This is a genomic window from Tangfeifania diversioriginum (genome assembly GCF_900141875.1).
GTDB classification, from domain to species: Bacteria; Bacteroidota; Bacteroidia; order Bacteroidales; family Prolixibacteraceae; genus Tangfeifania; species Tangfeifania diversioriginum.
Window position 1 is genome coordinate 1 of record NZ_FQZE01000024.1, and the last position, 16,373, is coordinate 16,373.

Below are 16,373 nucleotides of genomic sequence, written 5' to 3' on the forward strand. Positions count from 1 at the left end.
ATGCTATACAAAAGCAAAATACATGCTGATTCATTCAGTAAAATTATTAATGATGAAAAGAAACAATCAATTAGCTATACTTTTTTAACAATGCCGAAATATCTTCAGCTGTTAGTCCTCGATATTTTTTTCGATTTCTAATTAATTTCGCTTCGAGTATTGACTGCAGCAATAACTTACTTGTGATATTTGTTGAATTTAAAAGATCAAATTCTAATGTCCACAGAGGTGATATAAAGATCTTAGTTTTGGATGATTTATCTTGATATGATTTCTTTTTCTTTTTTGCAGCACTTTTCAACTCTTCGATATTTTCATCTGCTTTTGGTATTAATTCCTCTTCGTAAATTTTCATTTCTACATCCAAATCAGAAATACAAGCAACAGGAATGTTTAAGCTTTTGTCATCTTTTCGTTGAAAGATTCTAGCATATCTAAAAAAGTACGCATTTGATACATTTACTAATGAAACACCGTAATTTTGTAAAGGTCTATCTAATATTTCAGCTATAGTGGGAACAAGAATATTTTCAGCATCACCCTCAACCATGATTACTCCACGAGCAAAGAACAAATTTGCTTTAGTTGCGTCAAGGAAACGTTCTAAAAATTCATAATCTCCTTCGCCTAATTTTGTTTTTCCCTTAAACATAGGATAAACATCATCTCTATGGCAAAGAATAAGATTGTCAAGTTTAACCTTAGAAGCTAAAGTAGTGCTATGGGTTGTTAAGATTAATTGTCCATCGGTAATTTTGTTGCTGCCTTGCAACGCATCAATGACTTTTAACTGCGCTTGTGGATGTAAATGGGCTTCTAATTCTTCGATTAATGCCAGTTTTAAATCGCGTCCTTTTGATTGTTTTAGCAATAAGAACTCAGCCGCCATATAAAGCTTATTCAATGACCCTAAACCAGACTTATTGGAATCACTTACAAGCTTTAAAGTTTTAAGAATGTCGGCTATTTCTTCATCAGTCAATTCAAATGCTGGTTTATTAGCGAAATTTTGAAATGATAAGGCTTTTAAAAGGTCATAGATATCTTTGGTTATCTGTGCACCATCTTTTTCATCTTGTTCCTTTATTTTAAAATAATCTCGAATCAGATCATTTGCATCTTTTGCTTTTATTTCAAGTTCATGTTTTTTTCGTTCATGAGTTCCATTCTCATATTTAGTTTTAAAAATGTCATGTCCACCTAAAATATCTGCTAATCTTGATTTATAACCTGGCGTTAATTCAGAGAGTGCATCTCTCAAAGGTTTTAGATATGTAACTTTTAAATTCTCGCGAGCTTCACCTTCTAATTGAATACCCTCTTCGTCTTGACCGGCTCGGATTATCGAAAAAATCCTATTATCTTTACGATAAGCTGTTAGCCAAACTCTTAATTCATAGTTACCATCTTTATCAAATCCAATCCATTCAAGAAAGCTACCTCCTTCACGATTAGTAAATCCCTTGAATTTGCACTCAATACGAAGTTCAATTGCTCTTTGCCTCTTATTTGATTTTTTATCAATAAATTCATAAAAGTCTTTATCTTCAAGCCTAAAATATTCGAGACTTTTTGTATTCAAAACATACTTTATTGCATCAATAATAGAAGTCTTTCCAGAATCATTCTCACCTATTAATACATTTAAATTCGGTTTAAATTCAATAATTAAATCTGGTTTGGTTTCAGTTGAAATACTATTTAAATGGTCTTTGTTACCATATTTTCTAAAATTCCAAAGTTTAAGTTCGGCTAAATACATAATTTGAATGTCTTATTGATTTAAATATTCTTTCCTATGCCACTCCAAAAACTCCAATCCCGGTTTGGCTTTATAAGGCAGTTTCAATTCTAATCCTTCAAACTGTTTGAACCAGTTGTAGAAAAATGGTTTGGATCGATTTTCTTCTAAAATGGGATTTAAGATCACACGGTAACCATTGTCGAAAGAAATTAATCCTTTATCAAAAGCTGTGTCGAAATGAGCACTCAGACAAATTCCGTTGGTAGGATTAAGTCGGTTTTCGGGATCTAAACTCCAAGGAATAATGTGGCTGGCAAACAAAATTTGCGAAATATCTATTCCAGTGAGGGCGCATTTTCCTTCATAATTCGCTAAAATCATTGCTCGGAAAAAATTTTGGTTAACGCGCGTTTTTACGTAGCGTTGTTTGTCTTCACCTTTCAAACTTTCTAAATCGGGTAAATCTTTTCTGTGTTTTTCTTCCACCGTTTTTTCTTCAAAATTGGCTAAGATGATTTCACTTTCAAAGGCTAAATCTTCCCGATTTTCATAAAACCGGTCGAAAATTTCAGCATCTTTTTTAGAAGCATTTTTTAACCCTCTTATTCCACGTGCTTGTAATTCCGGATCGAAACTGGCGAAATTGGAAAGTTTTAACGCCATTGCATTGGGACTGCGATTAATCAATTTCGCCAATTCAATAACTTTAGGATTTCGGTGATGAATACTACCAAAAGAAATTTTGCAGTATAAATTAAAAGCAGCAATTAATTCTTTCTCCGACCAATTTTTACGCAATCTATTTGAGGTTGCCATAGAATTTAGATTTTAGAAGTATAAATGTAGTAATCATAATTGAACAACAGGCAATTAACTGTTAAAAATTGAATCCATGAAGTTTTCAATGTTACTCATAATCCGTTGACAACTCTTCTTTTTTCAACTTCCTTTGATGGAAAAAATGGCAGGCAACATCCGATTTCATTATTTGTATCGCGATTCGGGAAATTATAAAACTTTCGGGTTTCAGGATTTTGCAAATCCTAATAATTTATCGTTGGAAGAAGTTAAAAACCGAATAGTAGAAAAACTGATTAGCGGTGAATTTTTTTATCCCGAAGCATCCGGAATTGAAAAGTTTGAGTTTCACCTGTATTGCGACGATTATTCGTGGTATGAATTTGATGGCATTGAATTCGTCGCGGAAACAAAACCGGAAACATCGGTTGAAGATTTCATTGCCGGAATAAGTAAAAGGCCGAAGTTATAGGAACCACCTCCCTCCGCTAAAGCGGAGTAGGTTGATTGTTTTAAGAGCCTGAAAATCAACTTAGAATTTAAGTCCTGCGGTAAAAGCAATACTACTGTTTTTCAATTCTGAAATCGATTGAAAATCATTAATTTTTGCCAGACCATAATCATATCCGATTCTTAAATTTATACGACTTACTTCGATGCCGGCTCCCAGACCAAGCCCAAAATCAAAACTCTTGTATGCACCATCTTCAAAGGCTTTCACTTCATAAGCCTCATAGTCTCCAATTGCTTTGTATTTAATTTCCCCGCTTATACCGTAAGCCAAATACGGGCCAATGCCAGCTACAAGTTTTACATCTGGTGACAGTTCGTATTTGTAAGCAATGTGGACTGGTAATTGGAGGTAATTTAAATTAACTCTGTCGCCATTACCTTCACCGCCATCAACTTTAATTCCTTTTGCCACATACTCTAACCCCGACAATATAAAAAAATCACCTTCGATATTGTAATCAACGGTAATTCCTGCTACTGGTCCAGGTTTGCTCTTAGTATTTTTTGAGTCCTGAAGAGTGGCCATATTCACACCTCCTTTTACACCGAAAATAATATTTTTTTCCTGTGCTGTGGCCAAAAGACAGGCGACCGAAAACCCAATTATTAAAATTGTTTTAAATGAATAATTCATCATGATTTTTTTTTGTTATAGAAAACGCTCTAAAATACAGGTTTAGGTCGTATGAGAATTATCAAATTGTAAAAAAGAGTGCTCAGATCGTACATTTTATCATAAGATTACCCTGCTACTGCCCGATTTTATTTTTTCCGTTATTGTACCTTTTGAATAGTTGTTGTCTGGTGCCTGACGCTGATACCGTAACCTCACTCTGAAATCATAACCTCACCCTGACATCGCAGGCGATGTCTTTCCCTCTCCGTATCGGAGAGGGGTGGGCTGCTGGCTTTGATTGAAGAAAATTGGGTATGGTGCAGTTGTATTTTAATCAATACGTTGTTCAGAGCGATCTCTCCCTCTCCGTTTTTGGAGAGGGAAAAGTCCCGGCTTGCCGGGACAGGGTGAGGTTGTGTTGCGGTGGAACCAAAACCCAGCCTCCGGCTCCGATTGAAGTTAAGAAAAACCGGGTGTGGTTGCAGTTTGTATTTTAATCAATACGTTGTTCAGAGCGATCTTCTGCCTCTCCGTTTTTGGAGAGGCACAGCACGTTGCGGCAGGGTGAGGTTATTACAAGTGTGAAATTCTAATATTTTTCTACAATTCATTTTCTTCAATATATGTATCCATCTCTTTTAGTACCTTAAAAATATCATTCAAAATCTCTTCATTGGAAAAACGAATTATTTTCAGTCCGTAGTCTTCCAAATCTGCTGTACGTTTCCGGTCATGTTCTATTTGTTCTGGTTTTTGATGGATTCCGCCATCAACTTCAATTACCAGCTTTTTTTCAATGCAGATAAAATCAACAATGTATTGGTCGATAGGGTGTTGGCGTCTGAATTTCAAGTGTTTGAATTTTCTGTTCCGCAGGAATCCCCAGAGCATTTTTTCTGCAGGAGTCAGTTTTTGTCTCAACTTCTGGGCTTTTTCAACTGTAACAGGTGCAGCATTAAACAGTATTCCGGGTATTTGGCTTTTTTGTGGCATGTATGAAAGATGTTTTTTTCAAAATTAACAAAATCAGAAAATTAAACATTAGCTGGTTCAGGTATTCTTAATTTTCTCATCGTGAAATCACAACCTCACCCTGACATCGCGGGCGATGTCTTTCCCTCTCCGTATCGGAGAGGGGTGGGCTGCTGGCTTTGATTGAAGTTAAGAAAAATTGGATGTGGTGCAGTTGTATTTTAATCAATACGTTGTTCAGAGCGATCTTTCCCTCTCCGTTTTTGGAGAGGGAAAAGTCCCGGCTTGCCGGGACAGGGAGAGGTTGTGTGCGGTGGAACCAAAACCCAGCCTTCGGCTTCGATTGAAGTTAAAGAAAAACCGGGTATGGTGCAGTTGTATTTTAATCAATACGTTGTTCAGAGCGATCTTTCCCTCTCCATTTTTGGAGAGGGAAAAGTCCCGGCTTGCCGGGACAGGGAGAGGTTGTGTGCGGTGGAACCAAAACCCAGCCTTCGGCTTCGATTGAAGTTAAAGAAAAACCGGGTATGGTGCAGTTGTATTTTAATCAATACGTTGTTCAGAGCGATCTTTCCCTCTCCATTTTTGGAGAGGGAAAAGTCCCGGCTTGCCGGGACAGGGTGAGGTTATTTTTGTGACAGAAAGTACCGGCTTGCCGGGCTGGCTCACATAACCTTTTGCAGCAATAATTTTAGAGCCACCTTGTCTTCATCGTAGATGAACCCACTCCTCCGAAAATCACTATTCCCTGTTATCGTAAACGTTTACTCGGCAACCGTGGTAGTGGTAAATGTAACCTTCCCAACTTCTTTCAGTTTTCCGTTTTTTACATAGCAATATGGGTTATGAGTACCGGTTTCGGTGGGAATCCACCTGTTTTTTGTGGTACCTAAGGTTGTCATGGTAATCGGGTGTTCCCAGTGACCTCCACCTTCTGATACCCATTCTACAAACATCATCGGGGCGGGCAGCGACCAGCTGTCTTTCACTTCTACTTCCACCTCTTTTCCCTGTTCCACTACAGAATGGGCAAAGTCATTGTCTTCCTTTTTCTCCATCGAATTTGGAGTGTGCCAAATCGGAATGTTTGGAAGCAGCGGAAGTGTAGGAATGTCCCAGTGTTTATTCAGTACACCAAAAGCATCGATCCAAACTCCACCGCCTGCACCTATTTTGGAAGATAACTTCCCGCCCCAGCCAATGTATGCCTGAGGCGCTTCGGAATCGTCGAGGCTGAAACTTGCGCCTGCTCCCACATCAAAATCGTATTCGGCTCCAATGGCAAGATTGATCTCCGGGCCGGCCACCCTGTAAATACTAAAGCCCATGGTTGGTTTTAAGGTGTAAACCTGCTTTATCGTTGTCATAGCCTCCAGTTTCAGGGGATGCATATGTTGATCGACAATTTCACCTTCTTTGTAATCATACCTCACACCGGAATGAAAATGCAGGTTTTCTTCCGAAATGTAACCTCCCACCATTAATTTTGGAATGTTGTACTTTACCGTGTATCCTGTTGATGCTTTGGCTTTTCCTTCTGCCGAAATCTCAACCCCCAAATCCAGTGCAAATTCAACTCCAATCATAACGGGGACTGCGCCAACAGGAAATTCGAAAGTTAGCTGTACCGGCAGCAACAGCGGGTCGGTTTCATTTACCAACGGAACCTCTCCCTCCACAACGGCTGCCACATCGAACCAGGCTTCAATATCCATATCTTCTGCAGTTACATCCAGCTTGGCCGCTAAATAATAAGGCGGGTAAATATTATGTCCCCAAAACTTGTGGAATTTCTTTTCGGTATGATAATTTGCCTTCAGGTTGGAGTACCACGAAAATCCAAAATCTTCGAGTACAAGTTTAAGAGGACCAGCCGAAACGATTGTCTTGTTTGTGTTGAACTGGTGCTCAAATCCCACTTTATTGTTTTTTGTGGCCGATTTGGCAGAAGCAAGAGGGATATTTTTTTCAACGGAAAAAATCAGTTGTTCCGTATCACCAACCGTCATGCGAATTTCACTCGGATGGATACTTTTATTTTCATCGGTCAGTGCTTTGCTGAGTTCATCTCCCGTATAGGTGCTGATGCTTTTGGTTTGCAACTGCTGATTACTGTAATCGGGACTAAAGTCGAAGGTGAGATTGGCATCATCAAAAACATCGGTAATATAACCTTTCCCGGTTTCGAGGATGTACTCTCCGTTTGACTTTTCCAGGTTGGTAATCCGCCGCAGGAGCACATCATCTTCCCGGTCGATATGCAGAACAAGGCCTGTGTCCAGTTCCGTTTCCACAGTGGTTGCGTCAATTTTTAAAATCTGCGTCGATTCGTCGTACAGAACGCCGGGCTGACCTCCGGAGTGTGTCAGTTCGCTGTCGTTTAAAATAACCAGGTTGTTGCTTATTTTTAATCGTTCGCCTTTATCGTAATAGGCTTCCGGTTCTTCCGTAATGATTTCCTTTTGACAGGACGTGGGCACAACTGAAAGGAATAGAACAAAAAGAAGCGTTGATAGCGGGATATTTATTCGTTTCATCTCATTAAAATTGTTTATTTCATTTGTATCCGATGTAACTCTCGATGAATTTTAATTCTTCTTGTTTGTGAATTTGAAGAATAAAAATTCATGTTCGTTTCATAAAAAGTTCATTTTGATTGTTGAAGCGGTTTAGAAATTATTTTTCATGATTTTCACCAGCACTTCCGCTCTTTTTCCGGTTTTCAGCGGCTCGTGTGTTGCAGCAATATCTGCCAGATTATTCAGTTCATCCTTTTCTACCAAAAAGTAGTATTTCTGCTCCCCAAGGTTTTCGAAGATCGCCTGTCCCTTCGAATCGGTTTGAAGTGTCTGAACAACATTTGATTTCAACTCCCAGTCCTGCTGGTTACTGAAGAGTGAAACGGTTGCCCCTTCAACAAAGACCATGTTGTCGCGCACTACCGTAAATTCAAGTTGAGGATCGGCTTTTACATACTCTGTTTTTTCGCAAGCCTGGAACGTGAGCGCCACACACACCAGGATGAGGTAGATTTTTTGAATCATAAAGACTAGTTTTTGGTTTATACATTGATTTTGTGTTTATCGCACAAAACTATTAAATCGCATAAAAAAAACAACAGCATTTATCATAAGTGCTATGGGGTGAAAGGTAAAAATTTATGTTTTCAATTTTATATGGCTATTTTAGGAAAGGACATTCTCCTGTAAGCTTTTTTGCTGTTCTGTAGCATTTTTATGATTTTCTGTAGTTTTTTTTGCTGTTCTGTTAGGTTATTTATTGCCCTGTTACATTTTTATTGAATCCTGTTAACTTTTTTGCTGTCCTGTTTAACAGGAAAGTCCAAAAATGGTACAGGGAGGGTTAAAAACAAACAGGGCACCCGGAAATGTAGCAGGACGTTGTTATTCAGCAGTATCACTGTTGTCTTTATTCTTTTTTCTATGTCATGAATGTCGGCTAAAAAAAAGATTGAAAAATCTATTTCAGGTTTGAATACAGAGGAAATAAATTTCTATATAGGAGCCACCTCCCTCCGCCAGAAGCGGAGTACTCCCCGTCTGACTGCGCTGTCGGGCAGGCTTCTGGTCAGCACAGAAATAGCTGGCCAGTTGAATTTCGTGTTACTAAAGCACATTGCAAATTAACGGGGTACAAAATTTAACCACGAGCTGTTTTCTTCGTATTCTTCTACAACTTTTGTTTGCGATTTATCAGACAGTGCGGCCACTAATTTTGAAATTTCCTGTTGCAATACATGAATACTGTTTTCTGCAATATCCCTTCTGAACCCCTGGTCAGTGATATTCAGCACCTGGTTTAAGGAGATAATTCTGCCGGTAATTTTACCCATCTCAACCATTTTTCGCTGAGGCATTTCAAAATTGAGGTTGAAATTTACCAGGTCTTTGATATATTCTGACGCACGTTTTGTCAGATCAAAATCTTTAAAGAACCGAAAAAGGTTGTTTTCTTTACTCCGTTTCATGAGCTTTAACAAGCTTTCGGAAATCTGGGCGTAAAGGATATCGTTGGAACCTTCGAATATCTGAAAGGGTCTGCTGTCAACTGTGCCACGTCCGGCAATATGATTTAACTGATAAGCCTTTGCCCCTATAAGCTGGAGCAACGACTGGGCTGCATCGTGCATCAGGTCAGTAATCACGCTTTTAACAGAATTTGCTTCAAGTCCGTGGGCAGTGAGATTGTTTTCTATTCCTGCCTTTTTGCTGCTGTTGGCACACATGGCTGAACTTATGGTAAACGCTGCCTGAAGTTTCGATAAACGATGTTGTACCTGATCATATTCAAACAGGCTTTTACCACCAACAAACCGTTCTTTACAATGAGAAATGGCTTCATCAAGCATGCGTTTAATGAATCCCATGCCCAGGCCCGGAAAAGTCATGCGGCTCCGGTGTAACAAGTCCAGCATCATTTTTATTCCGGTTGTTTGAGGCTGCAGGCGATGGGTTGCAGGCACCTTAACGTCGATGTGGTTTCTGCCGTAAGGAATCATATACAGCCCCAGATTATTAAAATACTCTTCCACAACAATTTCCTGCCCTGGTTCCTGCGCATCACAAACGAAAAAATCAATATCACGCTGCAAATCGCCATTCTTGTTTTTTCCCCGGGCAGTCAAAAGCCAGAAATCAGCCATGCCTGAAAGCCCTGCCCAATGCTTTTTCCCTTTTATGTGATAATTACCTTCAGCAGCTGTATAGGAGGTTTGCATATTAAGCGCATCACTTCCAAAGCCGGGTTCTGTTATCATCAGCCCTCCCATGCTTTTTTCTTCAAGAAACCTTTTAAATACGCTTTCCTTTACTTCAGTTGGCGCATATTTGGCAACCGGCTGTAAAAAAAGAGCTGTATTGATGCCCAATGTAAGGGATAATGGCAACGACTCGTAGGAAGCCATTGAAAGTAACGCGATATTTTCGTGCATGAAACCTCCTCTGCCTCCAAACTCACGGGGAATGCCTACCGAAAGGGGATTTCCCGACATGATTTCCCGCAATGATGAAGCAGGTATGTCACGTTGAAGGCTTAGCCTGTCATGAGTTTCCCGGTCATTAAAAACTTCTTGTATTTTCGATTTCAAAGTTTCGAGGAAAGTGGAAAACGGTGTTACTTCTTTAAGAACATTAACAACCGGATTATCATTAAAACTACTCATTAACTATTTATTTATAAAAGCAATATCAAAATTTATATTTCTGTTGGCTCTAAAACAATCCCGACAGTGGGAATGTTTTGAGGTTTTACCAGATGGATGTTTCAGGTATTAAAAGAAGTTTGGGGAGAAGAAAATTTCTGATTAGCAATTTTAAGAACCACCTCGCTCTGCTAAAGCGAAGTACTCCCCGTCTGACTGCGCTGCCGGGCAGGCTCCTCTTCGGGAGGAGAAATTCGTGCGACGCAGAATATTTGGAATACAAAATAAAATATTGGAATACGAAAATTCCCCTCCAGAAAATTCATTTATACCATATCTTTTTCCCATTTAGGGGAAATGGTCTGCGTAAGGAATGTGGGTCGGATGACCAAAGGGGTATAAAGGAGGGGGCATCCGGCCAGGGTATCCTGGTAGGCCGGATGGGGGTGGTTTTTAAAATACTCAAATTTATTGTGCCAGCCTTTTTCAGCAGGCTCCCGGCTGCTTATCCTTCTTCTTCCCCATTCTCTTCAAACGGCTCCACCGTACATTCATATTCCGGTTTTGTAATTTCGTCCTGTGTAAGCCATTTTTCTGAAATTGTCATTGAAAAGGCATTGTTGCCCTTGTTTTGAAGGTCCCACACAATGCCTTCGGCCTCGGGAAACGGTGCCTTGCCCTCCAGCTGGTCGCCGAATAGCCGGTTGAGTAAATTGTTCTCAGAAAGACCGCAGCTCAGTGCTTTTAACGCGTTTTCCTTTGTTAATTCCACCGGGGCATTGTGTTCATCTTTTAGTTCAAACTCCAAAATGTTTATATTTAAATGGGGGAATTTTCCGTTGTAGGCTTCGTAAAGCAACTGGTTGATGTTGAATAAGTCCTGGTGAAGCTGGATGTCAGTATAAGTTTCAGCAACTTTTGCCCGCAGCATTTCGTGCGAAAGATTATCAATCTGTCCTTCGTTTAATACATCCGAAAGTTTGTAGTCGAGCAGAACAGCCGCCGCCTCGTTGGGTTCAAAGTCGGAAATGGCCATAAAAAGGTATTCCTTCAATTCTGCCGGTTTTACCTGGTCCGCATCCGGGAATTCAAATCGTACCAGCAACTCTTTAAAATCATCGTTATTCCAGGCTTCTTCCAGCCTGTCGGTCGTTTTTACATCATTAATTTTCACTAAATACTTCATACTAAAATTTTTGGTTTCTACTTATCTAACTTCCGGAATGGATAAATGTTTCATTTTTATTGACCCCCACCACCAAAGAGTTACATCTGTCCCTACATGTTTGTGCTACTCACTGGGTTTCGTGTTTTTCACTTCATTTTTATGAGCGTGAGCATTACCCCTGCAAAAACCACTGCCAGGCCGGTTATGTCCATAATTTGAAGTGTATCCCCAAATGCAATCCATGCCATCAGCATGGTAACCGGCGGTCCCAGATAAAACAGGCTGGCTACCCGGGTGGCATCTAATCGTTCAACTAAACGCCACATTAATGCGTATGCCACTAACGACACGCCAACCGTAAGCCAAATCATGGTGAAAATGAATTCGGGTTCCCATTGGGTCGCCAGTTTTTCAGCAAAAATGGCGGGTATTGCCAGTACTGCCATTGTGGCGAGGCTCTGGTAAAAGAGTGTAAGATCCAGTGGCAACCGGTAGTTTGTATTTATAATATCCATTTTCCGTTGTATCAATGTGGCCACGGTGATGGCAATTACCGAACCCAGGGGGATTAAATAGCCGAACACAGATTCCGGCGTATTAAAATCAATCCGGGAAAGTACAGTAATGGCCACACCTCCAAATCCGATTATTAAACCCAGCCACCGGTAAACCGGAGTTGGTTCCCCCACAACAATTCCCGAAAATGCACCGGTGGCTAACGGCTGCAGTGCAACTACCAGGGCAATAATGCCGGCAGGAACATCCTGCTCCAGCGCTAAAAGCACACAACTCAGCCAGATACCATGAGCGAGAAATCCAACCAGCATATTATACGCTATCACAGGGCGGTTAATTCGCCGGAAGCGTTTTTTTATCAACAGGTATAAAAAGATAAGAATGGTGAGGGCCAGGTATCGCCAGAATACAAGGGTGAACGGCCCGGTGTAGGGTAATCCGTATTCTGCGCCAATAAATCCCGAGTTCCAGAACAATACAAATCCGATGGCCAAAAACAGATTTTTTTGCTTTCCGGATGGTATGGATGTAATGATTTTCATTTACCGGCTTGTCAATTTTAATTATAAAGTTGAATAACTTTTCAGAATTTTCAAAATGGATATGAATGTGCAGGATGTTCAGTAGTGGCCAAAATTCTTGCATGTTAAATGGCAGGCCTGTTGAATGCCCTGAACCGTTTTGATTTTTGTGTCAGAGGGAGATTAGGGGCCCTGCCACGAAAATATTTCCGTGGGGTAGGACTTTGATGCACTGCCACCGGTCGCTTCAGCGATTTAAACAATATTCTGAAGCCTTTCAGTATTTACTTTTAAAAAATAAGATGTGATGAATGGCATTCGTCACCAATCAAGGTTGTCTGTATTTTTGAAGGGGTATTAAAACCAAATACAGACAAATTTATCCCTTTTGTTTTATTCAATTAGATTTACATTTTACGTTTATGTTCTGCAGCTGTTGGTGCCACCGGGTTTGGGATAAAATCCGGGGCTGGTAAACCTTCTGTCAGGCTTTATGTTTGAGTAATCGTACTTCGGGGCTAAAAGTTAACAACATTTTTCGCCGGGGTTTACGTAAAAAAAGGAATTTGCGAAAAGAATAATAAAGGAAAGTATGATTAGATATTCAAAAAATAAAATTGATTTCTTAACCGAGTTAAGGACTTCAGTTAACGACTATTTTAAAGACAACAATATTGAACCGTACGGAAACAAACGAATAATTGTGAAAACCGTTTTTATGGGCATTGTTTACCTGGCACCGCTGGTTCTGATGATTGCCGGAGTTTTTACTTCGGTGTGGGCCGTGCTGGCCTGCTGGCTGGTGATGGGACTGGGCAAGTCGGGCGTGGGCATGGCTACTATGCACGATGCCAACCACGGCTCTTTTTCAAAACAAAAACGGGTTAACAAGCTGTTTGGTAATTCAATGTACCTGCTGGGCGGTTTTCCTCCCAACTGGCGCTACCAGCACAACACGCTGCACCATGGCTACACCAACGTGGAAGGACACGATGAAGATATCGCCCCGCCTGAAGTTTTGCGATTGTCGCCCCACCGTCCGCTGAAAAAAATACACCGCTACCAGCATTTGTATGCCTGGATTTTATATAGTTTAATGACTATTTCGTGGATTATTTCTAAAGATTTCAGCAGGTTTAAAAAATACAAAAATAATGGCGTTAGGTTGAGCGGCAAGCGCACATACCGCAGTTTGATGACGGAATTAATCATTTCAAAAATTGCGTACTACGCCATTTTTCTGGTTGTTCCGTTGCTCACCATACCGGTTGCCTGGTACTGGATTGTTGCCGGTTTTCTGCTGATGCACTTTACAGCGGGGTTGGTTTTGGCGAGCATTTTCCAAACAGCACATGTAGTGCCTACTTCTGAGTATCCGATGCCGGATGAAAACGGCGAATTGAACAACAACTGGGCGGCACATCAGTTATACACCACCTGTAATTTTGCCCCGAAAAGCCGGATCTTTTCATGGTTGATAGGCGGGCTGAATTACCAGGTTGAACATCATTTGTTTCCCAATATCAGCCACATTCATTATCCGAAAATTTCTGCTATTGTTCAAAAGAAGGCCAAAGAATTTGAATTGCCCTACCATGAAACCCGTACTTTTCTGGGAGCAGTGTGGCAGCATGCCCGGATGCTCAAAATGCTGGGGAGGGCCTGAAGTCAGTTCCGAAAAAGCGACTTTCAAAAACAATTAATGTTTCCTATTTCCCATCTGCTTAACAATCATGTCAACTGCCCTTTTGGGACTCAGCCGGTAAAAAATATCCAACATCCGCGCGTCTCTGCCCACGGTAACGCGGAACTTGTTTTTTTCGATGGCTTTTATCATGATGGCTGCAGCCTTGTCGGCCGGGAGGGTTTTAGCCGAGCCGCTGTCTTCCCCTTCTTGCTGAGCATCCGATCTTTCTACCCCCGAATTTGACATGATGTTGGTGTTGATGGCTCCCGGAAAAATAATGGTAACACCAACGTTGGTATCTTTGAGTTCGGAATACAGCCCTTCGGTGAAAATTTTTACGGCCGCCTTCGATGCACTGTAAAGCGCCTGCCCGGGAAACGGGATAAAGCCGCCCATGCTCGATACGTTGGCAATATGTGCCACGGGGCGTTTTAAAAGATGAGGCAGAAACGCTTTTGTCATGTACACGGTTCCGTAAAAATTGACATTGACAAGCCGTTCAATGGTGCTGTAATCCAGTTCGCTTACATCGATAAACGGCTGGATGATTCCTGCATTGTTGATGATTCCGTCAACCGAACCGTGGTGCTGCATAACCTCCGCCGGAAATTTTTCAACACTTTCACGGTCGGCAATATTCAGCACGTGTTTCGAAACGTTTTTCGCTCCAACGATACTTTCTGTTTCATTTAAATTTTCTTCGTTAATATCGGCCATAGCTACTTTGGCTCCTTTTTGTAGCAGTTGAATGGTCAACTCACGTCCCATGCCGCTTCCGGCACCGGTAACAGCAATTATTTTATTTTTAATTTCCATTGTGGTAATTTTTGGTTGATGATAAATGATTTTTATTTGCAGGATTTGTTGCTGGCTCTGTGAATTAAAACATTTTTGGAGATGAATAGTTTAACGGTGACAGTAGCTGAAAAACATTCCACATTTTCTGTTGTTTTCAAAGAAATCATTCAGAATGAATCAATGAATAAACATCCTTTAAATCTGGCATTGCGTTTTCTGCTGGAAATTGCTGCACTGGCAGCTTTTGCGGTGTGGGGATGGAAAGCAGCTTCGGGCTGGTGGGGGATTTTACTGGCAATCGGTTTGCCCGTGTTTTTTGCCACTGTTTGGGGAGTGTTTGCAGTGAAAAACGATCCCGGTCGCTCAGGGAAAACGGTTATTCCAACCAATGGAGTCGTCCGTTTGATTTTGGAAATCCTGTTTTTTGGGCTGGCTGCACTGGCACTTTTCGATTTGGGGTTCAACATCGCGGGGCTTGCAATTTCAGTTCTGGTCCCGATTCATTATGTATCTTCCTACGACCGGGTGATTTGGATGCTTAAATAAAATTGAGAACAACTGCCATTTTGGAACCAGTGAAACGAATCATTTTTATTTCTTATCGTCCCCAGCTTCGTGCTTCCCACTTCCGTCTTCGGACTTTGTACTCCGATCTTCCGACTTCTTCTTAAAATATCGTTCCGATTTGCCCCACAATTTTCCGGCGCCGCGGAAAAGTTTTTTTGTGGCTTCTTCAACTGATTTGTCGGCTTTTTTGTAGGTTTTGCTCTCGTGAATTTTGTCTGCGGCTTCGTCAATGTAATCATTGGCTTTGTCAATCCACTCGTCGGTTTTCTCTTTAGCTGTTTCCTTTTTCTTTTCCGGCTCGTTGTTTTTATTTTGATTCATGTGCAATTTTCTGCTAATGTTAACCTCATTCAAAGGTAATGAATAACCCGGAGGAAGCAAAAGCTTTCAGTTTGTAAGCTGGCAACCCAATAAACCTTGCAGAATTGAATTTGTAAAAATGGTTGATGCAATATTTTTTCGTATTATTGGTTTGCTTTTGTGAGTACGCAATAAAATTGTGAAGCAATCGCAGGTTGGGTTGATTGTAGCCTGCTGACCAGAACTAAAATCATTTTTATTCGTAACTTGTTTAACAGAATTTTAAACAGATGAGAGCCAAACGTAATTTCATATTTTACAAACCTGAAGATTTTACAAGGATGAAGCGAATTTTTATTTTGCCGGTTTTACTGGTATGCTTGTCGGTTGCGGCATTTGCCCAAAAAGACATTAATGCCTGGAAGAGTGAACCAAACATGGAACAGCAATTTGAGGTTTTTAAAGAGAATGTCAATTTTTGGGACGGGAAATATTTTATGACCCCGTCACAAATAAATGCCTTTTTTAATGCCCTGAATGATACGGTTGCTGAGCTTGAAAATGAAATTGCCACCCAGGCGGACCGGATAAATTCGCTGGAAGAGGAACTGGCCCAAATCAACCGGAATTTGGAAGATACGCGGAGCGAGCTGGAAACCAGTATTGAAAACCGAAACTCAATCAGCGTTTTGGGCCTGAATGTGGGGAAAGGTGCTTACACGCTTACCATGACCGTAATTATTCTGGCTTTGCTGGCATTGCTGGGGTTTTTATTTATGCTTTACAAACGCAGCCACAGCGTCACCGCCAGATCCAAAAAGGATTACGATGATTTGAAAGAAGAGTTTGAAACGCATAAAAAAAGTGCACTCGACCGCTACACTAAAATAAATACTGAACTGCACCACGCCCGGATGAAACTGAAGAACAGGTAAAAATTTTTCCTTCCCGGGCAACTCAACTGAACACTTTTGCATCTGTTCTGTAATCAGAAAAAAGGAGCAATTATGTT

At 40.8% G+C, this 16,373-nt stretch carries 15 protein-coding genes; 4 read left to right on the top strand and 11 right to left on the bottom strand.

The window, feature by feature from the left end; all coding sequences use genetic code 11:
• Nucleotides 1-70: 70 nt before the first annotated feature.
• Nucleotides 71-1,762: an ATP-dependent nuclease gene (locus BUC07_RS14500; RefSeq protein WP_073170965.1), complete on the bottom strand. Its 1,692-nt coding sequence runs from the start codon at nucleotides 1,760-1,762 to the stop codon at nucleotides 71-73.
• A 12-nt stretch (nucleotides 1,763-1,774) separates the two neighbouring features.
• Nucleotides 1,775-2,560 (bottom strand): HNH endonuclease, encoded by a 786-nt coding sequence (locus BUC07_RS14505; RefSeq protein WP_073170968.1) that lies wholly within the window; start codon nucleotides 2,558-2,560, stop codon nucleotides 1,775-1,777.
• A gap of 136 nt (nucleotides 2,561-2,696) precedes the next feature.
• On the opposite strand from BUC07_RS14505, the gene BUC07_RS14510 reads away from it, so the two are divergent.
• A complete protein-coding gene (locus BUC07_RS14510) occupies nucleotides 2,697-3,014 on the top strand; it encodes a hypothetical protein (protein ID WP_073170971.1) in 318 nt (105 codons plus the stop codon).
• 60 nt (nucleotides 3,015-3,074) lie between these two features.
• On the opposite strand, the gene BUC07_RS14515 is transcribed toward BUC07_RS14510, so the two are convergent.
• From BUC07_RS14515 to BUC07_RS14560, 7 genes are all read right to left on the bottom strand, one after another.
• The gene (locus tag BUC07_RS14515; RefSeq protein WP_073170974.1) at nucleotides 3,075-3,692 is read right to left on the bottom strand and encodes a porin family protein; all 618 of its coding nucleotides are present in this window, start codon (nucleotides 3,690-3,692) and stop codon (nucleotides 3,075-3,077) included.
• A gap of 579 nt (nucleotides 3,693-4,271) precedes the next feature.
• Nucleotides 4,272-4,664, bottom strand: coding sequence for an endonuclease domain-containing protein (locus tag BUC07_RS14525; protein WP_073170979.1), 393 nt, complete (start codon nucleotides 4,662-4,664; stop codon nucleotides 4,272-4,274).
• Between the two features lie 743 nt (nucleotides 4,665-5,407).
• On the bottom strand, nucleotides 5,408-7,180 hold the full coding sequence (locus BUC07_RS14535; protein WP_073170985.1) for a hypothetical protein: 1,773 nt from the start codon (nucleotides 7,178-7,180) through the stop codon (nucleotides 5,408-5,410).
• Nucleotides 7,181-7,312: 132 nt separating this feature from the next.
• Nucleotides 7,313-7,687: a SpaA isopeptide-forming pilin-related protein gene (locus tag BUC07_RS14540; protein ID WP_073170987.1), complete on the bottom strand. Its 375-nt coding sequence runs from the start codon at nucleotides 7,685-7,687 to the stop codon at nucleotides 7,313-7,315.
• Nucleotides 7,688-8,286: 599 nt separating this feature from the next.
• A complete protein-coding gene (locus BUC07_RS14550) occupies nucleotides 8,287-9,825 on the bottom strand; it encodes an acyl-CoA dehydrogenase family protein (protein ID WP_073170992.1) in 1,539 nt (512 codons plus the stop codon).
• Nucleotides 9,826-10,309: 484 nt separating this feature from the next.
• A complete protein-coding gene (locus BUC07_RS14555) occupies nucleotides 10,310-10,990 on the bottom strand; it encodes a hypothetical protein (protein ID WP_073170995.1) in 681 nt (226 codons plus the stop codon).
• 128 nt (nucleotides 10,991-11,118) lie between these two features.
• Nucleotides 11,119-12,030: a DMT family transporter gene (locus BUC07_RS14560; RefSeq protein WP_073170997.1), complete on the bottom strand. Its 912-nt coding sequence runs from the start codon at nucleotides 12,028-12,030 to the stop codon at nucleotides 11,119-11,121.
• 571 nt (nucleotides 12,031-12,601) lie between these two features.
• Between BUC07_RS14560 and BUC07_RS14565 the strand changes: the two genes are divergently transcribed.
• A complete protein-coding gene (locus BUC07_RS14565; RefSeq protein ID WP_073171000.1) occupies nucleotides 12,602-13,675 on the top strand; it encodes a fatty acid desaturase family protein in 1,074 nt (357 codons plus the stop codon).
• A gap of 33 nt (nucleotides 13,676-13,708) precedes the next feature.
• On the opposite strand, the gene BUC07_RS14570 is transcribed toward BUC07_RS14565, so the two are convergent.
• The gene (locus BUC07_RS14570) at nucleotides 13,709-14,512 is read right to left on the bottom strand and encodes an SDR family NAD(P)-dependent oxidoreductase (protein WP_073171003.1); all 804 of its coding nucleotides are present in this window, start codon (nucleotides 14,510-14,512) and stop codon (nucleotides 13,709-13,711) included.
• 81 nt (nucleotides 14,513-14,593) lie between these two features.
• Between BUC07_RS14570 and BUC07_RS14575 the strand changes: the two genes are divergently transcribed.
• Nucleotides 14,594-15,040, top strand: coding sequence for a YrdB family protein (locus tag BUC07_RS14575; protein ID WP_083578277.1), 447 nt, complete (start codon nucleotides 14,594-14,596; stop codon nucleotides 15,038-15,040).
• 45 nt (nucleotides 15,041-15,085) lie between these two features.
• Here the strand turns inward: BUC07_RS14575 and BUC07_RS14580 are convergent, their stop codons facing one another.
• Nucleotides 15,086-15,382 carry a hypothetical protein gene (locus BUC07_RS14580; protein WP_073171006.1) on the bottom strand — a complete coding sequence of 99 codons (297 nt, stop codon included), beginning with the start codon at nucleotides 15,380-15,382 and terminating at the stop codon, nucleotides 15,086-15,088.
• A gap of 269 nt (nucleotides 15,383-15,651) precedes the next feature.
• Here BUC07_RS14580 and BUC07_RS14585 point away from each other — a divergent pair, with 269 nt between their 5' ends.
• Nucleotides 15,652-16,296, top strand: coding sequence for a V-type ATPase subunit a family protein (locus BUC07_RS14585; protein WP_073171009.1), 645 nt, complete (start codon nucleotides 15,652-15,654; stop codon nucleotides 16,294-16,296).
• Nucleotides 16,297-16,373 lie beyond the last annotated feature (77 nt).